14 protein-coding genes and 2 pseudogenes are annotated in these 18,388 nt (G+C 60.4%); 10 read left to right on the top strand and 6 right to left on the bottom strand.

The window, feature by feature from the left end:
* The 3 genes and pseudogenes from AC1DLB_RS10495 to AC1DLB_RS10505 all read right to left on the bottom strand — a co-directional run.
* Window positions 1-204 (bottom strand): annotated as a pseudogene (locus AC1DLB_RS10495) (AMP nucleosidase); the annotation flags it as partial.
* 154 nt (window positions 205-358) lie between these two features.
* The gene (locus AC1DLB_RS10500) at window positions 359-2,008 is read right to left on the bottom strand and encodes an acyl-CoA dehydrogenase family protein (RefSeq protein ID WP_477743851.1); all 1,650 of its coding nucleotides are present in this window, start codon (window positions 2,006-2,008) and stop codon (window positions 359-361) included.
* Window positions 2,009-2,081: 73 nt separating this feature from the next.
* Window positions 2,082-4,463 carry a hybrid sensor histidine kinase/response regulator gene (locus tag AC1DLB_RS10505; RefSeq protein ID WP_477743850.1) on the bottom strand — a complete coding sequence of 794 codons (2,382 nt, stop codon included), beginning with the start codon at window positions 4,461-4,463 and terminating at the stop codon, window positions 2,082-2,084.
* A 428-nt stretch (window positions 4,464-4,891) separates the two neighbouring features.
* On the opposite strand from AC1DLB_RS10505, the gene AC1DLB_RS10510 reads away from it, so the two are divergent.
* From AC1DLB_RS10510 to AC1DLB_RS10525, 4 genes are all read left to right on the top strand, one after another.
* Window positions 4,892-5,689: a hydroxymethylpyrimidine/phosphomethylpyrimidine kinase gene (locus tag AC1DLB_RS10510; RefSeq protein ID WP_019581334.1), complete on the top strand. Its 798-nt coding sequence runs from the start codon at window positions 4,892-4,894 to the stop codon at window positions 5,687-5,689.
* 32 nt (window positions 5,690-5,721) lie between these two features.
* Window positions 5,722-6,345: a thiamine phosphate synthase gene (gene thiE / locus AC1DLB_RS10515; RefSeq protein ID WP_477784968.1), complete on the top strand. Its 624-nt coding sequence runs from the start codon at window positions 5,722-5,724 to the stop codon at window positions 6,343-6,345.
* A gap of 16 nt (window positions 6,346-6,361) precedes the next feature.
* Window positions 6,362-7,645, top strand: coding sequence for a glutamate-1-semialdehyde 2,1-aminomutase (hemL, locus tag AC1DLB_RS10520; RefSeq protein ID WP_477784969.1), 1,284 nt, complete (start codon window positions 6,362-6,364; stop codon window positions 7,643-7,645).
* 224 nt (window positions 7,646-7,869) lie between these two features.
* Window positions 7,870-8,424, top strand: a complete 555-nt coding sequence (locus AC1DLB_RS10525; protein WP_018925768.1) for a tetratricopeptide repeat protein — start codon at window positions 7,870-7,872, stop codon at window positions 8,422-8,424.
* 39 nt (window positions 8,425-8,463) lie between these two features.
* Here the strand turns inward: AC1DLB_RS10525 and AC1DLB_RS10530 are convergent.
* Window positions 8,464-8,733: pseudogene (locus AC1DLB_RS10530) on the bottom strand (DUF1820 family protein); the annotation flags it as partial.
* A 134-nt stretch (window positions 8,734-8,867) separates the two neighbouring features.
* Between AC1DLB_RS10530 and miaB the strand changes: the two are divergent.
* The 5 genes from miaB (at window position 8,868) to lnt (ending at window position 14,315) form a co-directional block, all read left to right on the top strand.
* Complete coding sequence (gene miaB, locus AC1DLB_RS10535; protein WP_018925767.1) at window positions 8,868-10,196, top strand: tRNA (N6-isopentenyl adenosine(37)-C2)-methylthiotransferase MiaB; 1,329 nt, start codon at window positions 8,868-8,870, stop codon at window positions 10,194-10,196.
* A gap of 244 nt (window positions 10,197-10,440) precedes the next feature.
* Window positions 10,441-11,445, top strand: coding sequence for a PhoH family protein (locus AC1DLB_RS10540; protein ID WP_019020889.1), 1,005 nt, complete (start codon window positions 10,441-10,443; stop codon window positions 11,443-11,445).
* Window positions 11,438-11,932, top strand: a complete 495-nt coding sequence (ybeY, locus tag AC1DLB_RS10545; protein ID WP_477784970.1) for an rRNA maturation RNase YbeY — start codon at window positions 11,438-11,440, stop codon at window positions 11,930-11,932. The genes AC1DLB_RS10540 and ybeY overlap by 8 nt, the downstream gene beginning before the upstream one ends.
* Window positions 11,933-11,937: 5 nt before the next feature.
* Window positions 11,938-12,777 carry an HlyC/CorC family transporter gene (locus tag AC1DLB_RS10550; protein WP_007909641.1) on the top strand — a complete coding sequence of 280 codons (840 nt, stop codon included), beginning with the start codon at window positions 11,938-11,940 and terminating at the stop codon, window positions 12,775-12,777.
* A 14-nt stretch (window positions 12,778-12,791) separates the two neighbouring features.
* Window positions 12,792-14,315 (top strand): apolipoprotein N-acyltransferase, encoded by a 1,524-nt coding sequence (lnt, locus tag AC1DLB_RS10555; RefSeq protein WP_477743848.1) that lies wholly within the window; start codon window positions 12,792-12,794, stop codon window positions 14,313-14,315.
* Between the two features lie 38 nt (window positions 14,316-14,353).
* Here the strand turns inward: lnt and AC1DLB_RS10560 are convergent, their stop codons facing one another.
* A complete protein-coding gene (locus AC1DLB_RS10560) occupies window positions 14,354-15,133 on the bottom strand; it encodes a YdcF family protein (protein WP_477784971.1) in 780 nt (259 codons plus the stop codon).
* A 106-nt stretch (window positions 15,134-15,239) separates the two neighbouring features.
* Window positions 15,240-15,560, bottom strand: coding sequence for a hypothetical protein (locus tag AC1DLB_RS10565; RefSeq protein ID WP_019650894.1), 321 nt, complete (start codon window positions 15,558-15,560; stop codon window positions 15,240-15,242).
* Window positions 15,561-15,840: 280 nt separating this feature from the next.
* On the opposite strand from AC1DLB_RS10565, the gene leuS reads away from it, so the two are divergent.
* The coding region (leuS, locus tag AC1DLB_RS10570) for a leucine--tRNA ligase (RefSeq protein WP_477784972.1) at window positions 15,841-18,388 on the top strand (2,548 nt) is incomplete at its 3' end.

Below are 18,388 nucleotides of genomic sequence, written 5' to 3' on the forward strand. Positions count from 1 at the left end.
CTGTGGGACTTCGCCCTGGCAGAGGTAGGTCAGACGCAACTCGGGATAACGAAACAGGGCACGCTGTTCAGCGTCCGGCTCGACGCGATCCTTGAGATAACGCTTGAGCGCTTGATTCAGCGCTGTGGTTGCACGCTCGTGCAAGACAGCAAGCCGATCAACGGCTTGCTCGGCGGTTTGAACGACAATAAACGCTTCGGTCACGATCAGCTTCCTGTGTTCTGACTTGCAGACCTTCATCTTGCCTGCATCATCGCTTCACGGGAACAGTGAAAAAAGATCGTAGCCTTCGGCAACTCCTACAGAGGGTCGTCGTACACCTGTAAGAGGCTGCCGAAGGCTGCGATCTTTTCGCCCTTCAGAAGCCCTGCGGTGTCGAGCGGGCCACAATCGCTTCCACATCCAGCCCACGTGGCAACGTTCCATACACCCGACCGGCCGAACCGAGGCGGCTGGCGATGAACGCATCACTGACCGCCGCATTACCCGCCTCCAGCAACAGCCTGGCCTGAAGCCCCAAAGCGATGTCTTCGGTGAGCTGGCGGGCGCGGTATTGAATGTCGTCGGTGTCCTTGAACGCCTTCTGCAACTGGCCGATGTGTGTGGCCAGGCGTTTGTCGCCATGGCCATCGCCCAACTCGTTGAACAGCACATCGAGCACGCCCGGTTCTTTCGACAACGCGCGCAACACGTCGAGACATTGCACGTTGCCGGAACCTTCCCACGTCGAGTTGACCGGTGCCTCACGGTACAGTCGCGGCAAGATGCTTTCTTCGACGTAACCGGCACCGCCCATGCATTCGGCCGCTTCGTTGATCATCGCGGGCGCGCGTTTGCAGATCCAGTACTTGCCCACTGCCGTCACCAATCGAGCGAATTTCGCTTCGTGGTCGTCATCCAGATGATCCAGCGCTCGCCCCATGCGCAGGCTCAACGCCAGGGCGGCTTCGCTTTCCAGGGCCAGGTCGGCCAGCACGTTTTGCATCAAGGGTTGTTCGCTGAGCAACTTGCCACCGACCTTGCGGTGGGCGCAGTGATGGCTGGCCTGGGTCAGGGCCTGGCGCATCAGCGCGCTGGAGCCGACCATGCAATCGAAACGGGTCATGGCGACCATTTCGATAATGGTTGGAACGCCCCGGCCCTCTTCGCCGACCATCCAGGCCAGGGCGCCACGGAACTCCACCTCGCTGGAGGCGTTGGACCAGTTGCCGAGTTTGTTTTTCAGCCGCTGTATGTAGAACTGATTGCGCGTGTCATCCGGACGATGACGCGGCAGCAGGAAACAGGTCAGCCCTTTGTCGGTCTGGGCCAGGGTCAGGAAGGCGTCACACATTGGCGCCGAGCAGAACCACTTGTGGCCCACCAGTTCATACGCCTGGCCCGGCCCACCGCCCCCCACCGGAAACGCCTTGGTGGTGTTGGCCCGCACATCGGTGCCGCCCTGTTTCTCGGTCATCGCCATGCCGATGGTGACTCCGGCCTTATGGGCCATGCCGACATTGCGCGGGTCGTACTCGGTGGCGAGGATTTTCGGCAGCCATTGCCGGGCCAGATCCGGCTGCAGGCGCATCGCCGGGACGCTGGCGAAAGTCATGGTCAACGGGCAACCGCTACCGGCCTCTGCCTGACTGTGCAAATACGTCATGGACGCGCGAGCCACATGAGCGCCCGGTTGCGGATCGGTCCAGGGCAACCCTGTCAGGCCATGCTCCACCGCCGTGTGCATCAACTGGTGATAAGCCGGGTGAAACTCCACCAGGTCGATGCGATGGCCGTAACGGTCATGGCTGACGAACACGGGTTTGTTTTGATTGGCCGCAAACCCGGCCTCCATCAGCGGCCCGCCGGCCAATGCGCCGTAAGCGTCGATCCGCGACTCGGCCCAACCGGCATCGAACCGTCGCGACCATTCCTGCAAAGGCAGGTCGATGCGATAGAGGTTGATGCCATCCAGCGACGGTGGCTGGTTGGTGACTTCGTGGGTTTCGGCGAACTGATGCAGGTTCATGACGGGACTCCTTTGGTCAGCCAAGGGCTTCAGTTAAGCACCGCCCCGAGGCTGAACAAAGTGGCATATCTGCCTAAATGTCGGCGCTTTCGCCTTGTCCAGAACAGAGCACCCGTCGATAGAGCGCGGCCTGCAAGTCCTCGAATTTCACCGGTTTGTTCAGGTAGTCGACCACGGTGTCGCTCGGGCAGTGCACTCGGTCCGCACTCAGGGCAATCATGAACACGGGTAATTCGGCGCAACCCGGCAACGCACGGATCCGGCGGCAGATGGAGGCGCTGTCCACTGGCGGCAACTGGCAATCGAGCAATACAGCGTCAACGGCTTCACATTGCAATTGATCGAGCGCAGCAAGGCCATTGTCAGCGGTGCGTACCCGGAACCCGAGCTTGAGCAACATGCCGCGCATCACCAATTGATTGATGCTGTTGTCATCGACCAGCAATACCGTGCACTCCTGGGGCAAGCGCAGGCCGGTGGTCTGCCGGGTGATCGAGGGAGCAGGCTCCACCAACGACAGCTCGAATTCGACGTCCAGCTGGAAGCGGCTTCCACGGCCTGGTTCGGAACGGTGGCTCAGGCGCCCCCCGAGCAATTCGACCAACTGCCGACAGATCGCCAGGCCAACGCCAAGACCGCCATATTCACGGGTCATCGAGCCGTCGAGCTGGAAGAAGCGCTGGTACAGCGTCGCCTCCCCCAGATCGGTAAAACCGATGCCGGTGTCGATCACCGCAAAAGACAGCGCCAGCCGACCGGGCTCCGCCGCCGGTTTACCCGTCACCCGCAGCGCCAGACCACCGACTCGGGTGAATTTGATTGCGTTGTCCAGCAAGCATTCCAGGCATTGCACCAGCTTGCCGCTGTCGCCGAACAAACGATCCGGCAACCCGGGTGCTACCTCGACCTTGAAGTCCAGCGACTTGCTCGACGCATTGCCATCGAACTGCCCGCGCAAAGACTCGACCATACTGCGCAAGCTGAACGTGTCCGGATAGACCTTGAGCTTGCCGGCCTGCAATTCGGTCAGGGTGAGGATGCCGTTGACCATGCGCATCATGTCCCGCGCCGAACCTGCCGCCGTTTGCTGATACTGCTCCAGCTCTGGGTTCATCTCGACGGTCTGCATCAGCTCCAGCGAACCGATCACACCGTTCATGGGCGTGCGCAGTTCGTGGGTCAACGTGGCGAGGAATTCGTCCTTGAGCCTATTGCTGTGAGCCAGTTGCTGGTTCAGCACCTCAAGCTTCTGGCCGGCGTCGAACAACGTCTGTGCCTGATGCTCGCGCATGGCGTTGATACGATCGGCCAGGGCCAGGGACAGCAACGCCACTTCAAGCGCCGAGCCGATCTGGCTGGCGTACATGGTGAGGAACACGTTGGGCAAATACCCCAACACCATCATCGTGTTGACGACGCCACCGAGCAAAAATGCCGACCAGGCAATGATGAAGTAGCGCGCCACCCTCAAGCCACGCCACCAGGCGAAAACCCCGGCAGCGAAAATTACTACGGTAAAGACCAGTGCCAACGCCGTCGCCAGACGCAGGGCCAGGGCGTAACTGGTCATCAGAGATAACCCGACCACCAGCGTACTGAACGCGATCAGCGCCAATAGCACACGGTCCAGCCAGCGGCTGTGGGTGGCCGTCCGCAGGAAGCTGCGGGCGAACTGGCTGCCGAACAACCCTGAACAGCCGATGAAGAACGGCGTCGCGGCATTGGCCCACCACGGATTGTTCGGCCAGAAATACTCCACGGCCGCGCCGTTCACCGACAGCTGATACAAGCCGAACGAGGCGATGTAGACGATGTAATAGAGGTAACTGGTATCGCGCACACTGAGGAAGATGAACAGGTTGTAGACCAGCATCCCCAGCAACACGCCGTAAATCAGCCCCAGCACATAAAGCCGCACCGGCTGCTCTTCAAGGTAAGCAGTGCTCGACCACAAGGTGACGGGCGCCTGGATCGAGCCTTCGCTTTGCAGACGCAGGTACACGGTTTGCGCCTGCCCGGGCGCAAAGCTCAGACCGAACAGATAGTTGTTCTGACGAATTTCGCGAGTGGCGAACGGCAACGCATCGCCCGTCTGTCGGACCAATTGATAGTCGCCGCCAGCATCGGGCAAGTACAAATCAAGGTGATCGAGGGGTGGATAGGCCAATTCCAGCAGCCAGGTCCGTTGCGCCGACGGATTGGTYGGACGGTATTGCAGGTCGATTTTCAGCCAGAACGCCGAACGCGAATAGCCGGCGTTGAGGGTGGCTTTATCGTGGGGTTTGAAGTGCCCGGCCGCGGCTTGCGCACGGACATCGGCAATGGTCGCTTGACCGCCCGGGTCTTCATAAACCTGCATCGTTCGGCCCAGGGGAAGGCTCTGGGTGAACTCGTCGAACTCGACGGCGCTCGCCAGGAGGGGCAAGCACAACAGCAACATCAGCAAATAGCGCATTTAAGCCCCAGCGTGGCCTGTCCGGTTCTGTCAGGAAGCCCCCCATTCCTTTTGAGTAGACGTAAAACCGGTATTACCTGTTATTGGTTTGGATCCACTCTAGCATAGCCGTTAGTGGCCATTGAACACCATTGAATTTTTTCCTAAAAAGGCTCTAGCACGGGCGTTCCAGCGCTATGTATTGAGCTAGAGCTGTTGGCTTGATCAGGATGTGACAATGTCCCGGCGAGTGATGAACACCTGTGGCGAGGGGGCTTGCCCCCGTTCGGCTGCGAAGCAGTCGTAAATCTGCCGACGCGGTGTTCCAGACAGAAGGCAAAGGGGGCGCTTCGCACCCCAACGGGGGCAAGCCCCCTCGCCCACAATGTATCGGCCGGACTGGACGTCGCAACACCCGAAAAACATGTTTGGTGGTAAGCTCGCGCACCATGAATATCTACAGCTCTCGCCCCGTTGTCCTCTGTCTCTCCGGCCACGACCCTAGTGGTGGCGCCGGCTTGCAGGCAGATATCGAAGCCCTGCTTGCCCAGGGTTGCCATGCGGCTCCGGCCGTCACCGCCCTGACCGTGCAAGACACAGTCAACGTCACTGACTTCCGCGTGCTCGATCGCGAGTGGGTACTGGCCCAGGCCAATGCCGTGCTCAACGACTCCGAAGTCGCCGCCGTCAAACTGGGCATGCTCGGTTCCCTGGAAATGGTCGACACCGTGGTCGAACTGCTTTCAGCGCACCCGCATTTGCCAGTGGTCTGCGACCCGGTGCTGCGTGCCGGCGGTGGCGGRCGACTGGGCAAGGACGAAGTCGGCTACGCCATGCGCGAACGCTTGCTGCCGTTGTCGATCATCGCCACCCCTAACCTTCCCGAAGCCCGCATCCTCGCCGAACTGCCCGAAGGCACCGCCGACGAGTGCGCGGAAAAACTCCTGCCATTCGTCAAACACCTGCTGATCACCGGCGGCCATGGCGACGAACACGAAATCCACAACCGCCTGTACAGCCGCGACGGTCGCCGCGAAACCTTTACCTGCCAGCGCCTGCCCGGCAGTTATCACGGTTCCGGTTGCACGCTGGCCAGCGCCCTCGCCGGTCGCCTGGCCCAGGGTGAACACCTCGCCAGTGCCGTACAGAGCGCGCTTGACTACACTTGGCGCACCCTGCGAGATGCGGAACAGCTGGGCAAAGGCCAGTTCGTGCCCCGCCGCCTGCCGCTGGATTTCTGTTCGTAACTTTCGATGCGTAAAGCGCAGAGGCTTGTCCGATGAAACTACGTGGCCTGTACGCCATTACCGACAGCCAGCTACTGGCCGGTAAATTTCTTTCGTACGTGGAGGCGGCGCTCGAAGGCGGCGTCACCCTGCTGCAATACCGCGACAAAAGCAGCGACGAGGCCCGCCGCCTGCGCGAGGCCGAAGCCCTGCGCGATCTGTGCGATCGCTACAAGACCCAGCTGATCATCAACGACGACGCCGAACTGGCCGCGCGACTGAATGTCRGCGTGCACCTGGGCCAGACTGATGGCCCACTGATGCCGGTGCGAGCACTGCTCGGGCGTCAGGCGATCATCGGCTCGACCTGCCACGCGCAACTCGAACTCGCCGAACAAGCCGCCAAGGAAGGCGCCAGTTACGTCGCCTTCGGCCGCTTCTTCAATTCCAACACCAAGCCTGGCGCCCCGACATGCAGCCTCGACTTGCTTGATCAGGCCCGCAGCAAACTGCACCTGCCGATCTGTGCGATCGGCGGCATCACCCTGGACAACGCTGCCCCGCTGGTGGCCCACGGCGTCGATCTGCTGGCGGTGGTGCATGGCCTGTTCGGCGCCGAGAGCACGGCTGAAGTGACGCGTCGCGCCCGCGCCTTTAACGAATTGTTCAAATCCTGATTTTGAGAGCCAAATAATGTCTCGTTCCGAAACCCTGTTTGCCAATGCCCAGAAACACATCCCCGGAGGCGTGAACTCGCCTGTTCGTGCGTTCAAGAGCGTTGGCGGCACGCCGTTGTTCTTCAAACACGCCGAAGGCGCCTACGTCACCGACGAAGACGACAAGCGCTATGTGGATTACGTCGGTTCCTGGGGCCCGATGATTCTCGGCCACAGCCACCCGGACGTGCTGGATGCGGTGCGCAAACAGCTTGAGCACGGCTTGTCCTACGGCGCCCCGACCGCGATGGAAACCGAGATGGCCGACCTGGTCTGCTCGATCGTGCCGTCGATGGAAATGGTGCGCATGGTCAGCTCCGGCACCGAAGCGACCATGAGTGCGATCCGTCTGGCCCGTGGTTTCACCGGTCGCGACAGCATCATCAAATTCGAAGGCTGCTACCACGGTCACTCCGACAGCCTGCTGGTCAAGGCCGGTTCCGGCGCCCTGACCCAAGKCGTACCGAGCTCGGCCGGTGTACCGGCGGCGTTCGCCAAACACACCCTGACCCTGCCGTTCAACGACATCGACGCAGTAGAAGCCATGCTCGCCGAAGTCGGCCAGGACGTGGCGTGCATCATCGTCGAACCGGTGGCCGGCAACATGAACTGCGTACCGCCGGCACCGGGTTTCCTCGAAGGCCTGCGGACCCTGTGCGACAAGCACGGCGTGGTGCTGATTTTCGACGAAGTGATGACCGGTTTCCGTGTCGCCCTCGGCGGTGCCCAAGCCTATTACGGCGTAACACCGGACCTGAGCACCTTCGGCAAGATCATCGGTGGCGGCATGCCCGTGGGCTGCTTCGGCGGCAAACGCAAAATCATGGAACACATCGCGCCACTGGGCCCGGTCTACCAGGCCGGTACGTTATCGGGTAACCCGCTGGCGATGGCGGCTGGCCTGACCACGCTGCGTCTGATCAGTCGTCCGGGCTTCCACGCCGAGCTGAGCGACTACACCAGCCGCCTGCTCGATGGCCTGCAACAGCGCGCCGATGCCGCTGGCATTCCGTTCGTGACCACTCAGGCCGGCGGCATGTTCGGTCTGTACTTCAGCGGCGCCGACGACATCGTCACCTTCGATGACGTGATGGCCAGCGATGCGAACCTGTTCGGGCGCTTCTTCCACCTGATGCTCGAAGGCGGCGTGTACCTGGCGCCGAGCGCCTTCGAAGCCGGCTTCACCTCGATCGCCCACGGCGAAACCGAGTTGAAACTGACGCTGGACGCCGCCGAACGTGCCTTCGCCGCACTGAAGTAAATCTGCGACGCTGACGTTGGCGATTGCCAGCGTCAGCTTTCACCTACATCCGCTCCCTTTTTCCTGCTCAGCTGCCAATAATCCCCCGCAAAGTGGGTGATATAGTCCCCGCGCAGCAGAAAAACGAGTAAAGACTTTGTAAGGTTGGCCCTGCTTATTTCATAATGCGCGCTTATTGGATCCCTCGACGGGTCCGCGCGCCCCTCAGAGGTAAGTCGATTCCCATGAACCGCACCGGCCGCACCCTTGCATTGGGCTGCCTGTTGCTCCTTCAGCCCCTGCTCGCGCTCGCACAAGCAGGCGGCAACTCGTTGTTGATCCCGGCGATGGGTCGCTGCACCCTCAATACTCAGCCGCAAGACCTGACGCAAGCGCTCGCCGCCTGCCAGAAAGCGTCGGATGAAGGGGATGCGCAAGCGCAATACGAGTTGGGTGAGTTCTACTACGAAGGCAAGAACGTGCCGCGCGACCTCAATAAAGCCCTGAGCTACTTCGAAAAGGCCTCGCTGCAAGGTCATGCCCAGGCGCAATTCAAACTCGGCACCATGTTCTTCCATGGCGAAGGTGTACCGGCCAATAACATTCAGGCGTATATCGTGCTGAAAATGGCTGCGGTCAACGGCGCCGAAGACGCGCTGGACACCGCCGACGAAGTCGCCGAAAAAATGCCCCGCGAAGACCTGGAAGTTGCTACCCAGGTGCTGGGGCAAATTTTCCGTAAATACCTGATGGAATTGCAGAGCGCCGACGGGCGTACGCCGTTTTCGCCACTTCCCTGAATTGAACACGCCCCCCTGTGGCGAGGGAGCTTGCTCCCCGCTCGGCTTCGGCGTGCCAAGGCGTTCGACCTCGTCGATGCGCACGATCGAATGCATCGGCACAAAACTGCGCACAACGCCTTCGAACTGAGCCTTGAGCTTTTCTTCGCTCGGATCGACGACCACTTGCGTGCGCTCGCCAAAGACGAACTCTTCCACTTCCAGGAAGCCCCACAGATCACTTTGATAGATCTGCTTGGCGTACATTTCGAACACCTGGCCCTGATTGAGGAAAATCACCTTGTAGATTGGAGCTTCACGTTTGGTCATGGTGGGCGGGTAACACATCGGGGATAAAAATGAGGGCGCGAACTATAGCATAGCCACCGGACGCGCAGCGGTAGGAACCTTGGGACATGTTCCCTATAATGCGCGGTTCTTTGAATCACGTGATGAATCTTTCCATGGCCAAGAAGCTTTACATCGAAACCCACGGTTGCCAGATGAACGAGTACGACAGCTCGCGCATGGTCGATCTGTTGGGTGAACATCAGGCCCTGGAAGTCACCGCCCGCGCTGAAGACGCCGACGTGATCCTGCTCAATACCTGCTCGATCCGTGAACGCGCCCAGGACCGGGTGTATTCCCAGCTCGGCCGCTGGCGCGAACTGAAACTGGCCAATCCGGAAATGGTCATCGCCGTCGGCGGTTGCGTGGCCAGCCAGGAAGGCGCGGCCATCCGTGATCGCGCTCCGTATGTCGACGTGGTGTTCGGCCCGCAGACCCTGCACCGCCTGCCGGAAATGATCGACGCCGCGCGCGCTACCAAACTGCCGCAAGTCGACGTCTCGTTCCCGGAAATCGAAAAATTCGACCACTTGCCCGAACCGCGCATCGATGGGCCGAGCGCTTACGTGTCGGTCATGGAAGGCTGCAGCAAGTACTGCACCTTCTGCGTGGTGCCTTATACCCGCGGTGAAGAAGTCAGCCGGCCGTTCGACGATGTGATTGCCGAGATCATCCACCTGGCCGAAAACGGCGTGCGCGAAGTGACCCTGCTGGGGCAAAACGTCAACGGCTATCGCGGGACCACTCACGATGGTCGTCTGGCCGACCTGGCGGAATTGATCCGGGTGGTCGCCGCCGTCGATGGCATCGACCGGATTCGCTACACCACTTCGCACCCGCTGGAGTTCTCCGACAGCCTGATCCAGGCCCACGCCGACGTGCCGGAACTGGTGAAACACCTGCACTTGCCGGTGCAATCGGGCTCCGACCGAATCCTCGCGGCGATGAAGCGCAACCACACCGCGCTGGAGTACAAGTCCAAACTGCGCAAACTGCGGGCCGCCGTGCCGGGGATCTGCATCAGTTCGGACTTTATCGTCGGCTTCCCGGGCGAGACCGAAAAAGACTTCGAACAGACCATGAAGCTGATCGAAGACGTCGGTTTCGACTTCTCCTACTCTTTCGTCTACAGCCAGCGCCCGGGCACCCCGGCCGCCGACCTGGCCGACGAAACGCCGGAAGAACTGAAAAAAGAACGCCTGAATGCCCTGCAACATCGCCTGAACCAGCAAGGGTTCGAGATCAGCCGACAAATGGTGGGCTCCATTCAGCGGATTCTGGTTACCGATTATTCGAAAAAAGACCCTGGCGAACTGCAGGGGCGCACCGAGAATAACCGTATCGTCAACTTCCGCTGCGACAATCCGACCCTGATCGGCCAGTTCGCCGACGTGCACATCGACGCCGCGCAACCGCACTCGCTGCGGGGCTCGTTGATCCAATAACAGCAGGCCATAGAGCCTTTGTGGCGAGGGAGCTTGCTCCCGCTCGGTTGCGAAGCAGCCGCAAACCAGACACCTCGATCCTGAAAGATTGAGGCTGGATGATTTGGGAGCGCTTCGCACTCCAGCGGGAGCAAGCTCCCTCGCCACAGTTATCCAGTGAGACTGCTTTAAGAGCTTTCGCACCCAGGCGACTGGCGTTATCCTTTATTTCATCAATATTGCCCCAGGGCGGCTAAATACGACCTTGAACGCACCCATAGAACCACATCGTTTCATCCTCGAGCCTTTTGAAGCTCGCCGCTTCGCCAATTTGTGCGGGCAATTCGATGAGCATCTGCGCTTGATCGAACAGCGCCTGACCATCGAGATCCGCAACCGCGGAAACCAGTTCGAACTGATCGGCGAGCCCAAGCACACCACCTCCGCGGAAAACCTCCTGCGTCGCTTGTACCGGGAAACCAAGGGTACCGAGCTGTCGCCGGACATGGTTCACCTGTTCCTGCAGGAATCGGCCGTCGAGGAACTGGACAACCACTCCCCCGCCGAACCGTCCGTCGCCTTGCGCACCAAAAAAGGCATGATTCGCCCTCGCGGCTTGAATCAACTGCGCTACGTGAAAGAAATCCTCGGTAACGACATCAATTTCGGCATCGGCCCGGCCGGTACCGGCAAGACCTATCTGGCTGTTGCCTGCGCGGTAGACGCACTGGAACGCGAGCAGATTCGTCGCATTCTGTTGGTGCGTCCGGCGGTTGAAGCGGGTGAAAAACTCGGCTTCCTGCCCGGCGACCTGTCGCAAAAAATCGACCCGTACCTGCGCCCGCTCTACGACGCGCTCTACGAAATGCTCGGCTTCGAATATGTCGCCAAGCTAATCGAGCGTCAGGTGATTGAAGTCGCGCCACTGGCCTACATGCGCGGCCGCACGCTGAACAACAGCTTCATCATCCTCGACGAAAGCCAGAACACCACCGTCGAACAGATGAAGATGTTCCTGACCCGGATCGGCTTTGGCTCCACGGCGGTCATCACCGGTGACATCACCCAGGTCGACCTGCCACGCGGCACCAAGTCCGGGCTGCATCATGTGATCGAAGTGCTCAAGGACGTTCCGGGCATCAGCTTCACCCACTTCCAGCCCAAGGACGTGGTGCGCCATCCGCTGGTGCAACGCATCGTCGAGGCGTACGAGCGCTTCGAAAATCGCGCTGCCGATGCCGCGCCAAAGGACACCCCGCACGATGCTTGAGCTTGATCTGCAACTGGCCAGCGACGCACCTGCCCCGAGTGAAGCCGAGTTCCGGAAATGGTGCGAACTGGCCTTGCGCCAGCGCACCGCCGACTCCGAGCTGACCATTCGTCTGGTCGACGAAGAAGAAGGCCGCGAACTGAATCACACCTGGCGGCAGAAGGATTACGCCACCAACGTGCTGTCATTTCCTGCCGATGTGCCGGACGAGTTGCTGGATATCCCGTTACTGGGCGATCTGGTGATCTGCGTGGCCGTGGTCGAGCGCGAAGCCGCCGAACAAGGCAAGGCACTCAACGCCCATTGGGCGCATCTGGTCATTCACGGCTGCTTGCATCTGCTTGGTTACGACCATATAGATGACGACGAAGCCGAAGAAATGGAAGCACTGGAACGAACGTTGCTTGCAGAACTGGGTCATCCGGACCCTTATGYGGACGACGAAACAGACACATCCCCTATCGTTACAACAAAGGATTCAGAGTAATCGCTATGAGCGAAGATCGATCGAGCAACGGGCAGAAGTCTTGGCTGGGTAAGCTCACCCAGGCTTTTGCCCACGAGCCGAAAAACCGCCAGGAGCTGCTGGAGCTGCTGCGCGATGCACACCAAAACAAGTTGCTGGACAGCGAAGCGCTGGCCATCGTCGAAGGCGCCATCCAGGTTGCAGACCTGCAAGTACGGGACATCATGGTCCCGCGCTCGCAGATGATCAGCATCAAGGCGACCCAGACACCTCGCGAGTTCCTGCCCGCCGTGGTCGACTCGGCCCACTCCCGCTACCCGGTGATCGGCGAAAGCCATGATGACGTGATGGGCGTGTTGCTGGCCAAGGACTTGCTGCCGTTGATCCTCAAGGAGAACGGCGACAGCTTCAACATCAAGGACCTGCTGCGCCCGGCCACCTTCGTGCCCGAGTCCAAGCGACTGAACGTGCTGCTGCGCGAATTCCGCGCCAACCATAACCACATGGCCATCGTCATTGACGAATACGGCGGCGTGGCCGGTCTGGTGACCATCGAAGACGTGCTCGAACAGATCGTCGGCGACATCGAAGACGAGCATGACGTCGAAGAAGACAGCTACATCAAGCCGCTGCCCAGCGGTGACTTCCTGATCAAGGCCCTGACGCCGATCGAGAACTTCAACGAGTTCTTTGACAGCGAATTCTCCGACGACGAATTCGACACCGTCGGCGGACTGGTGATGAGCGCGTTCGGGCACTTGCCAAAACGCAACGAAATCACCGAAATCGGCGCCTATCGCTTCCGCATCCTGAACGCCGACAGCCGTCGGATTCATTTGCTGCGTCTGACACCTATAGCTCGGTAACTCTAAGGATTGAAATGCGCTGGATGACCCGCCCCGGCTGGCCCGGTAACCTGCTGGCCGTGGCGGCCGGTGCACTCACCACCCTGGCCTTGGCGCCATTCGATATCTGGCCGCTGGCATTGCTGGCGGTCGGTTTCTTTTACGCCGGTTTGCGCGAACTGAGCCCCCGTCAGGCCCTGGGCCGTGGCTGGTGTTTCGGTTTCGGCCTGTTTGCCGGCGGAACCAGCTGGATCTACTACAGCATTCACAACTTCGGCGGCGCATCTGTACTGCTGGCCGGGTTCTTGATGCTGCTCTTCACCGCAGCGATTGCCTGGTTCTTCGCCTTGCCCGCCTGGATTTGGGCGCGCTGGCTGCGCCGTAACGAAGCGCCGCTGGCCGATGCCCTGGCGTTTGCGGCGCTGTGGGTGGGTCAGGAAGCCTTTCGCGGCTGGTTCCTCACCGGTTTCCCGTGGCTGTATTCCGGTTACAGCCAGCTCGACGGCCCATTGGCCGGGCTCGCGCCGGTCGGCGGGATGTGGCTGATTTCCTTCGCGCTGGCCCTGACCGCCGCACTGGTCTATAACGCACCGCGCCTGATTCGCACCGCTCGCAAGGGCTTTATTGCCGCTGGCGTGTTGCTGCTGGCCGGCCCGTGGGTGATCGGCCTGGCGCTCAAGGAACACGCCTGGACCAGCCCTTCGGGTGCGCCGCTGAGCGTCGCGGCAATTCAGGGAAACATCGAACAAAGCATGAAATGGGACCCGTCGCAGATCAACGCGCAGTTGGCGCTGTACCGCGACATGAGTTTCAGCTCCAAACCCGTCGACCTGCTGATCTGGCCGGAAACGGCGGTCCCGGTACTCAAGGAGTCCGTCGAGGGCTATCTGGACATGATGGGCAGCTTCGCTGCAGAGCGTAAATCCGCGCTGATTACCGGTGTACCGATTCGACAGGAAGTCCATCACGAAAAGCGCTACTTCAACGGCATTACCGTTGTCGGTGAAGGCGATGGCACTTACCTGAAGCAGAAACTGGTGCCATTCGGCGAATACGTTCCGTTGCAGGAAGTCTTGCGCGGCCTGATCGCGTTCTTCGACCTGCCGATGTCCGACTTTGCCCGTGGACCGGCCGATCAACCGCTGCTACAGGCCAAGGGCTACCAGATTGCGCCGTACATCTGCTACGAAGTGGTCTACCCGGAATTCGCCGCCGGCCTCGCCGCCCGCAGCGATTTGCTGCTGACCATCAGCAACGACACCTGGTTCGGCACCTCGATCGGCCCATTGCAACACTTGCAGATGGCGCAGATGCGCGCCCTTGAGGCCGGCCGCTGGATGATCCGCGCCACCAACAACGGTGTGACCGGCCTGATCAACCCGTTTGGTCAGATCACTGCCCGGATCCCGCAGTTCGAACGCGGTATTCTGTACGGCGAAGTAGTGCCAATGCATAACCTGACGCCGTATCTGCAATGGCGTTCGTGGCCGTTGATCATCATTTGCTTGCTGTTGTTTGGCTGGGCGTTGATGGCCAACCGGATGGCGAAGACCGTTTAACCCGGCAGGATCATTCCCATCCACAGGCGTGGGAATGATCACTCCTCAACAGGCTCGCCTCGATAGAACATCCAATACCCGACCTGCCCCACGAGCTCATTCATCAACTGCCCCGATTGYCAGATCGATTTGAATTCCGGCATCCAGCCACCCAGTGGCCGCGCATTGTCCACGCCTAAAAACCCCACCGGCGCCGGCACCACCTCAAATCCGGCCTGCTCAAAGCTCCAGACCGCCCGCGGCATATGCCACGCCTGAGTCACGACCACCACCCGTTTGATCCCCTGCGGCAACAATACCTGGGCGCTGAACTGCGCGTTTTCCCAGGTTGTGCGGCTGCGCCCTTCCTGCCAGCGTACCGTCACGCCAAAATCATCGAGCAACGAATCTGCCATCAGCTGCGCTTCAGTCGGCGGTGTCCCGTAATGCAGGCCGCCGCTGGCCAGAATCGGCAAGCCGGAGGCCTTGGCCAGACGCGCGGCATAACGCTCGCGCCCAAGTCCTACGCCGGTGGGCTGGTCGACACCCCAGGCCAGGTCGCCACGCTCACGCCCGGAACCCAGCACCACGATCGCGTCGGCGCGCTGGCCCAGGGTGGCCCATTCCTCGCGCACGAGCGGCGGCTCGCGCTCCAGAACCCTGGCAGTCCACTCCACCATGACTGGCAGGCTCATCAACCAGAAGCCACCCACCCCCATAACGAAGCACGCTCCCGCCAGCCTCGGCCTTGAGCGGCGCCACCACCAGGCGAGTACCAGTAACAGCAAAAGAACGCCGGGCGGCAATAGAAGTTGTTTAATGAAATAACGAAAAGGCATCGGGCATCTCCATAGATGCCCGAAGCCTAAGTGGGTTAACGCAATGCGACAACAAATGCGGAAGGACTTTATTTCAAAAAACCATATGCGATGGTTTCAAGTGCCCTTACTTGAACTGCAGAGACCGGACCTTTACCGCGCCTCCGCCGGGTGTCTTATCCTTGAGCCAGAGGATCTTGGCCGTACGTGGTGCCTCGAGTTGCTTCATTGCTGCTGACAAGCATCCGTGCGTTTCACGTTCACTGCGGTCCAGATAGGCCTTGACCAGCTCAAACTCTGCGGGGGTCAAACCACGCAGTTCCAGCTCCAGGGGACGCTCGTCGCGAAGCCGTCCAGCGGTTTTGGCCGCGTCCAGGGCCATTGCGAGACGGTCGATCAGTCTTTCGTACAACTCCGGTTTCGTAGCTTTTTGCTGTGAATCAACCATCCATCACCTCATTGAAGATAAGACTCACTCCCCTTTTAGAGCTTAGCTTCGCTGAAAAAACCGGCTGAGCGCCGCGACCAACGGCCCTCGGGGTGGGAATTGGCCGCGCCCTTGCGTGTAATCAGGGTTTCCCTCGGTAGAGTGCCGTCATGTATGCTACGGCGCTTCCTGTAACTCCACTTCCAGCTCGGCTGGGCAGCGAAACGCCGATTTGGCGTCATCACCGTCCAGCGTTGCATTGAAGAGGATTAGGCCACCCCTATTCAGTTCAAAAGTAGCCATGCACGAACAATATCAGCCCCGTGAAATCGAAGCCGCCGCCCAGTCGTTCTGGGACGAGCAAAAGTCCTTTGAAGTCAGTGAACAGCCAGGCAAGGAGACTTTCTACTGCCTGTCGATGTTCCCTTACCCCAGCGGCAAGCTACACATGGGGCACGTGCGCAACTACACCATCGGCGACGTGATCTCCCGCTACCAGCGCATGCAAGGCAAGAACGTCCTGCAACCCATGGGTTGGGACGCGTTCGGCATGCCGGCAGAAAACGCCGCGATGAAGAACAACGTAGCGCCCGCCAAGTGGACCTACGAAAACATCGCTTACATGAAAAGCCAACTGCGCAGCCTGGGCCTGGCGGTGGACTGGTCGCGCGAAGTGACCACCTGCAAGCCCGATTACTACCGCTGGGAACAATGGCTGTTCACTCGCCTGTTCGAAAAAGGCGTGATTTACAAAAAAAGCGGCACTGTGAACTGGGACCCGGTCGACCAGACTGTTCTGGCCAACGAGCAAGTGATCGACGGTCGCGGCTGGCGTTCCGGCGCGCTGATTGAAAAGCGCGAAATCCCGATGTACTACTTCAAGATCACCGCTTACGCGGATGAGCTGCTGGAGAGCCTCGACGAACTGACTGGCTGGCCTGAACAGGTCAAGACCATGCAGCGCAACTGGATCGGCAAATCCCGCGGCATGGAAGTGCAGTTCCCGTACGACGTCGCTTCCATCGGTGAAGCCGGCGCGTTGAAAGTCTTCACCACCCGTCCGGATACCCTGATGGGCGCAACCTACGTTGCCGTGGCCGCCGAACACCCTCTGGCTGCCCTGGCGGCGCAGAACAACCCTGAATTGCAAGCGTTCATCGCTGAATGCAAGGGCGGCAGCGTTGCTGAAGCCGACGTCGCCACTCAAGAGAAAAAAGGCCTGCCGACCTCGCTGTTCGTCGAGCACCCGCTGACCGGTGAGAAACTCCCGGTATGGGTCGCCAACTACGTGCTGATGCACTACGGCGATGGCGCGGTCATGGCAGTTCCGGCGCACGACGAGCGTGATTTCGAGTTCGCCCACAAGTACAACCTGCCGATCAAATCGGTGGTGCGCACAAGTGCCGGTGACACTAATCCTGCCCCGTGGCAGGACGCTTACGGCGAGTACGGCACGCTGATCAACTCCGGCGAGTTCGACGGCCTCGACTTCGCAGGCGCTTTCGACGCTATCGAAGTCGCACTGATCAAGAAAAACCTCGGCGCCTCGCGCACCCAGTTCCGCCTGCGCGACTGGGGCATCAGCCGTCAACGCTACTGGGGCTGCCCGATCCCGATCATCCACTGCGATACTTGCGGTGATGTACCGGTCCCGGAAGATCAACTGCCCGTGGTGCTGCCGGAAGACGTGGTACCGGACGGCGCTGGTTCGCCGCTGGCACGCATGCCCGAGTTCTACGAGTGCGCTTGCCCGAAATGCGGTGCACCGGCCAAGCGTGAAACCGACACCATGGACACCTTCGTCGAGTCCTCGTGGTACTACGCCCGTTACGCCTCGCCGCACTTTGAAGGTGGCCTGGTAGAAAAATCGGCGGCCGACCACTGGTTGCCGGTGGATCAGTACATCGGCGGTATCGAACACGCGATTCTTCACCTGCTCTACGCGCGCTTCTTCCACAAGCTGATGCGCGATGAAGGCCTGGTGAGCTCCAACGAGCCATTCAAGAACCTGCTGACCCAGGGCATGGTGATCGCCGAGACTTACTACCGTCGCGAAGCCAACGGTGCCTACACCTGGTTCAACCCGGCGGACGTCGAACTCGAACGCGACAGCAAGGCCAAGGTTATTAGCGCCAAGCTGATCGCAGATGGCCTGCCGGTGGAAATCGGCGGCACCGAGAAGATGGCCAAGTCGAAGAACAACGGCGTCGATCCACAGTCGATGATTGACCAGTTCGGTGCAGACACCTGCCGCCTGTTCATGATGTTCGCCTCGCCACCTGACATGAGCGCGGAATGGTCCGACTCCGGAGTAGAAGGTTCGCACCGCTTCCTCAAGCGCGTCTGGCGCCTGGCTCAAGCGCACGTCACTCAGGGCCTGCCGGGAAAACTGGATGTCGCCAGCCTGAATGACGAGCAGAAAGCCATTCGCCGTTCGATCCACCAGGCCATCAAGCAGGCCAGCCACGACGTCGGCCAGAATCACAAATTCAACACCGCCATCGCCCAGGTGATGACGCTGATGAACGTGCTGGAAAAAGCCCCGCAAGGCACCGAACAGGATCGCGCGCTGATTCACGAAGGCCTGGAAACCGTGACTCTGCTGCTGGCCCCGATCACCCCGCACATCAGCCACGAGCTGTGGCATCGCCTGGGCCACGCCGACCCGGTGATCGACGCCGGTTGGCCGGTGCTGGACGAAAGCGCCCTGGTACAGGACAGCCTGCAACTGGTCATTCAAGTGAATGGCAAGCTGCGCGGCCACATCGAAATGCCAGCCAGCGCCAGCCGCGAAGAAGTCGAAGCCGCCGCACGGGCCAACGAAAACGTCCTCCGCTTCGTCGATGGCC

The sequence above is a fragment of the Pseudomonas sp. 05N434 genome (assembly GCF_056396965.1).

What these genes read in the sequence shown, in the direction of transcription:
- AC1DLB_RS10500 (WP_477743851.1), bottom strand. Translation starts at nt 2,008, where the DNA reads ATGAACCTGCATCAGTTCGCCGAAACCCACGAAGTCACCAACCAGCCA.
- AC1DLB_RS10525 (WP_018925768.1), top strand. Translation starts at nt 7,870, where the DNA reads ATGAACCGCACCGGCCGCACCCTTGCATTGGGCTGCCTGTTGCTCCTT.
- miaB (WP_018925767.1), top strand. Translation starts at nt 8,868, where the DNA reads ATGGCCAAGAAGCTTTACATCGAAACCCACGGTTGCCAGATGAACGAG.
- AC1DLB_RS10550 (WP_007909641.1), top strand. Translation starts at nt 11,938, where the DNA reads ATGAGCGAAGATCGATCGAGCAACGGGCAGAAGTCTTGGCTGGGTAAG.
- lnt (WP_477743848.1), top strand. Translation starts at nt 12,792, where the DNA reads ATGCGCTGGATGACCCGCCCCGGCTGGCCCGGTAACCTGCTGGCCGTG.
- AC1DLB_RS10565 (WP_019650894.1), bottom strand. Translation starts at nt 15,560, where the DNA reads ATGGTTGATTCACAGCAAAAAGCTACGAAACCGGAGTTGTACGAAAGA.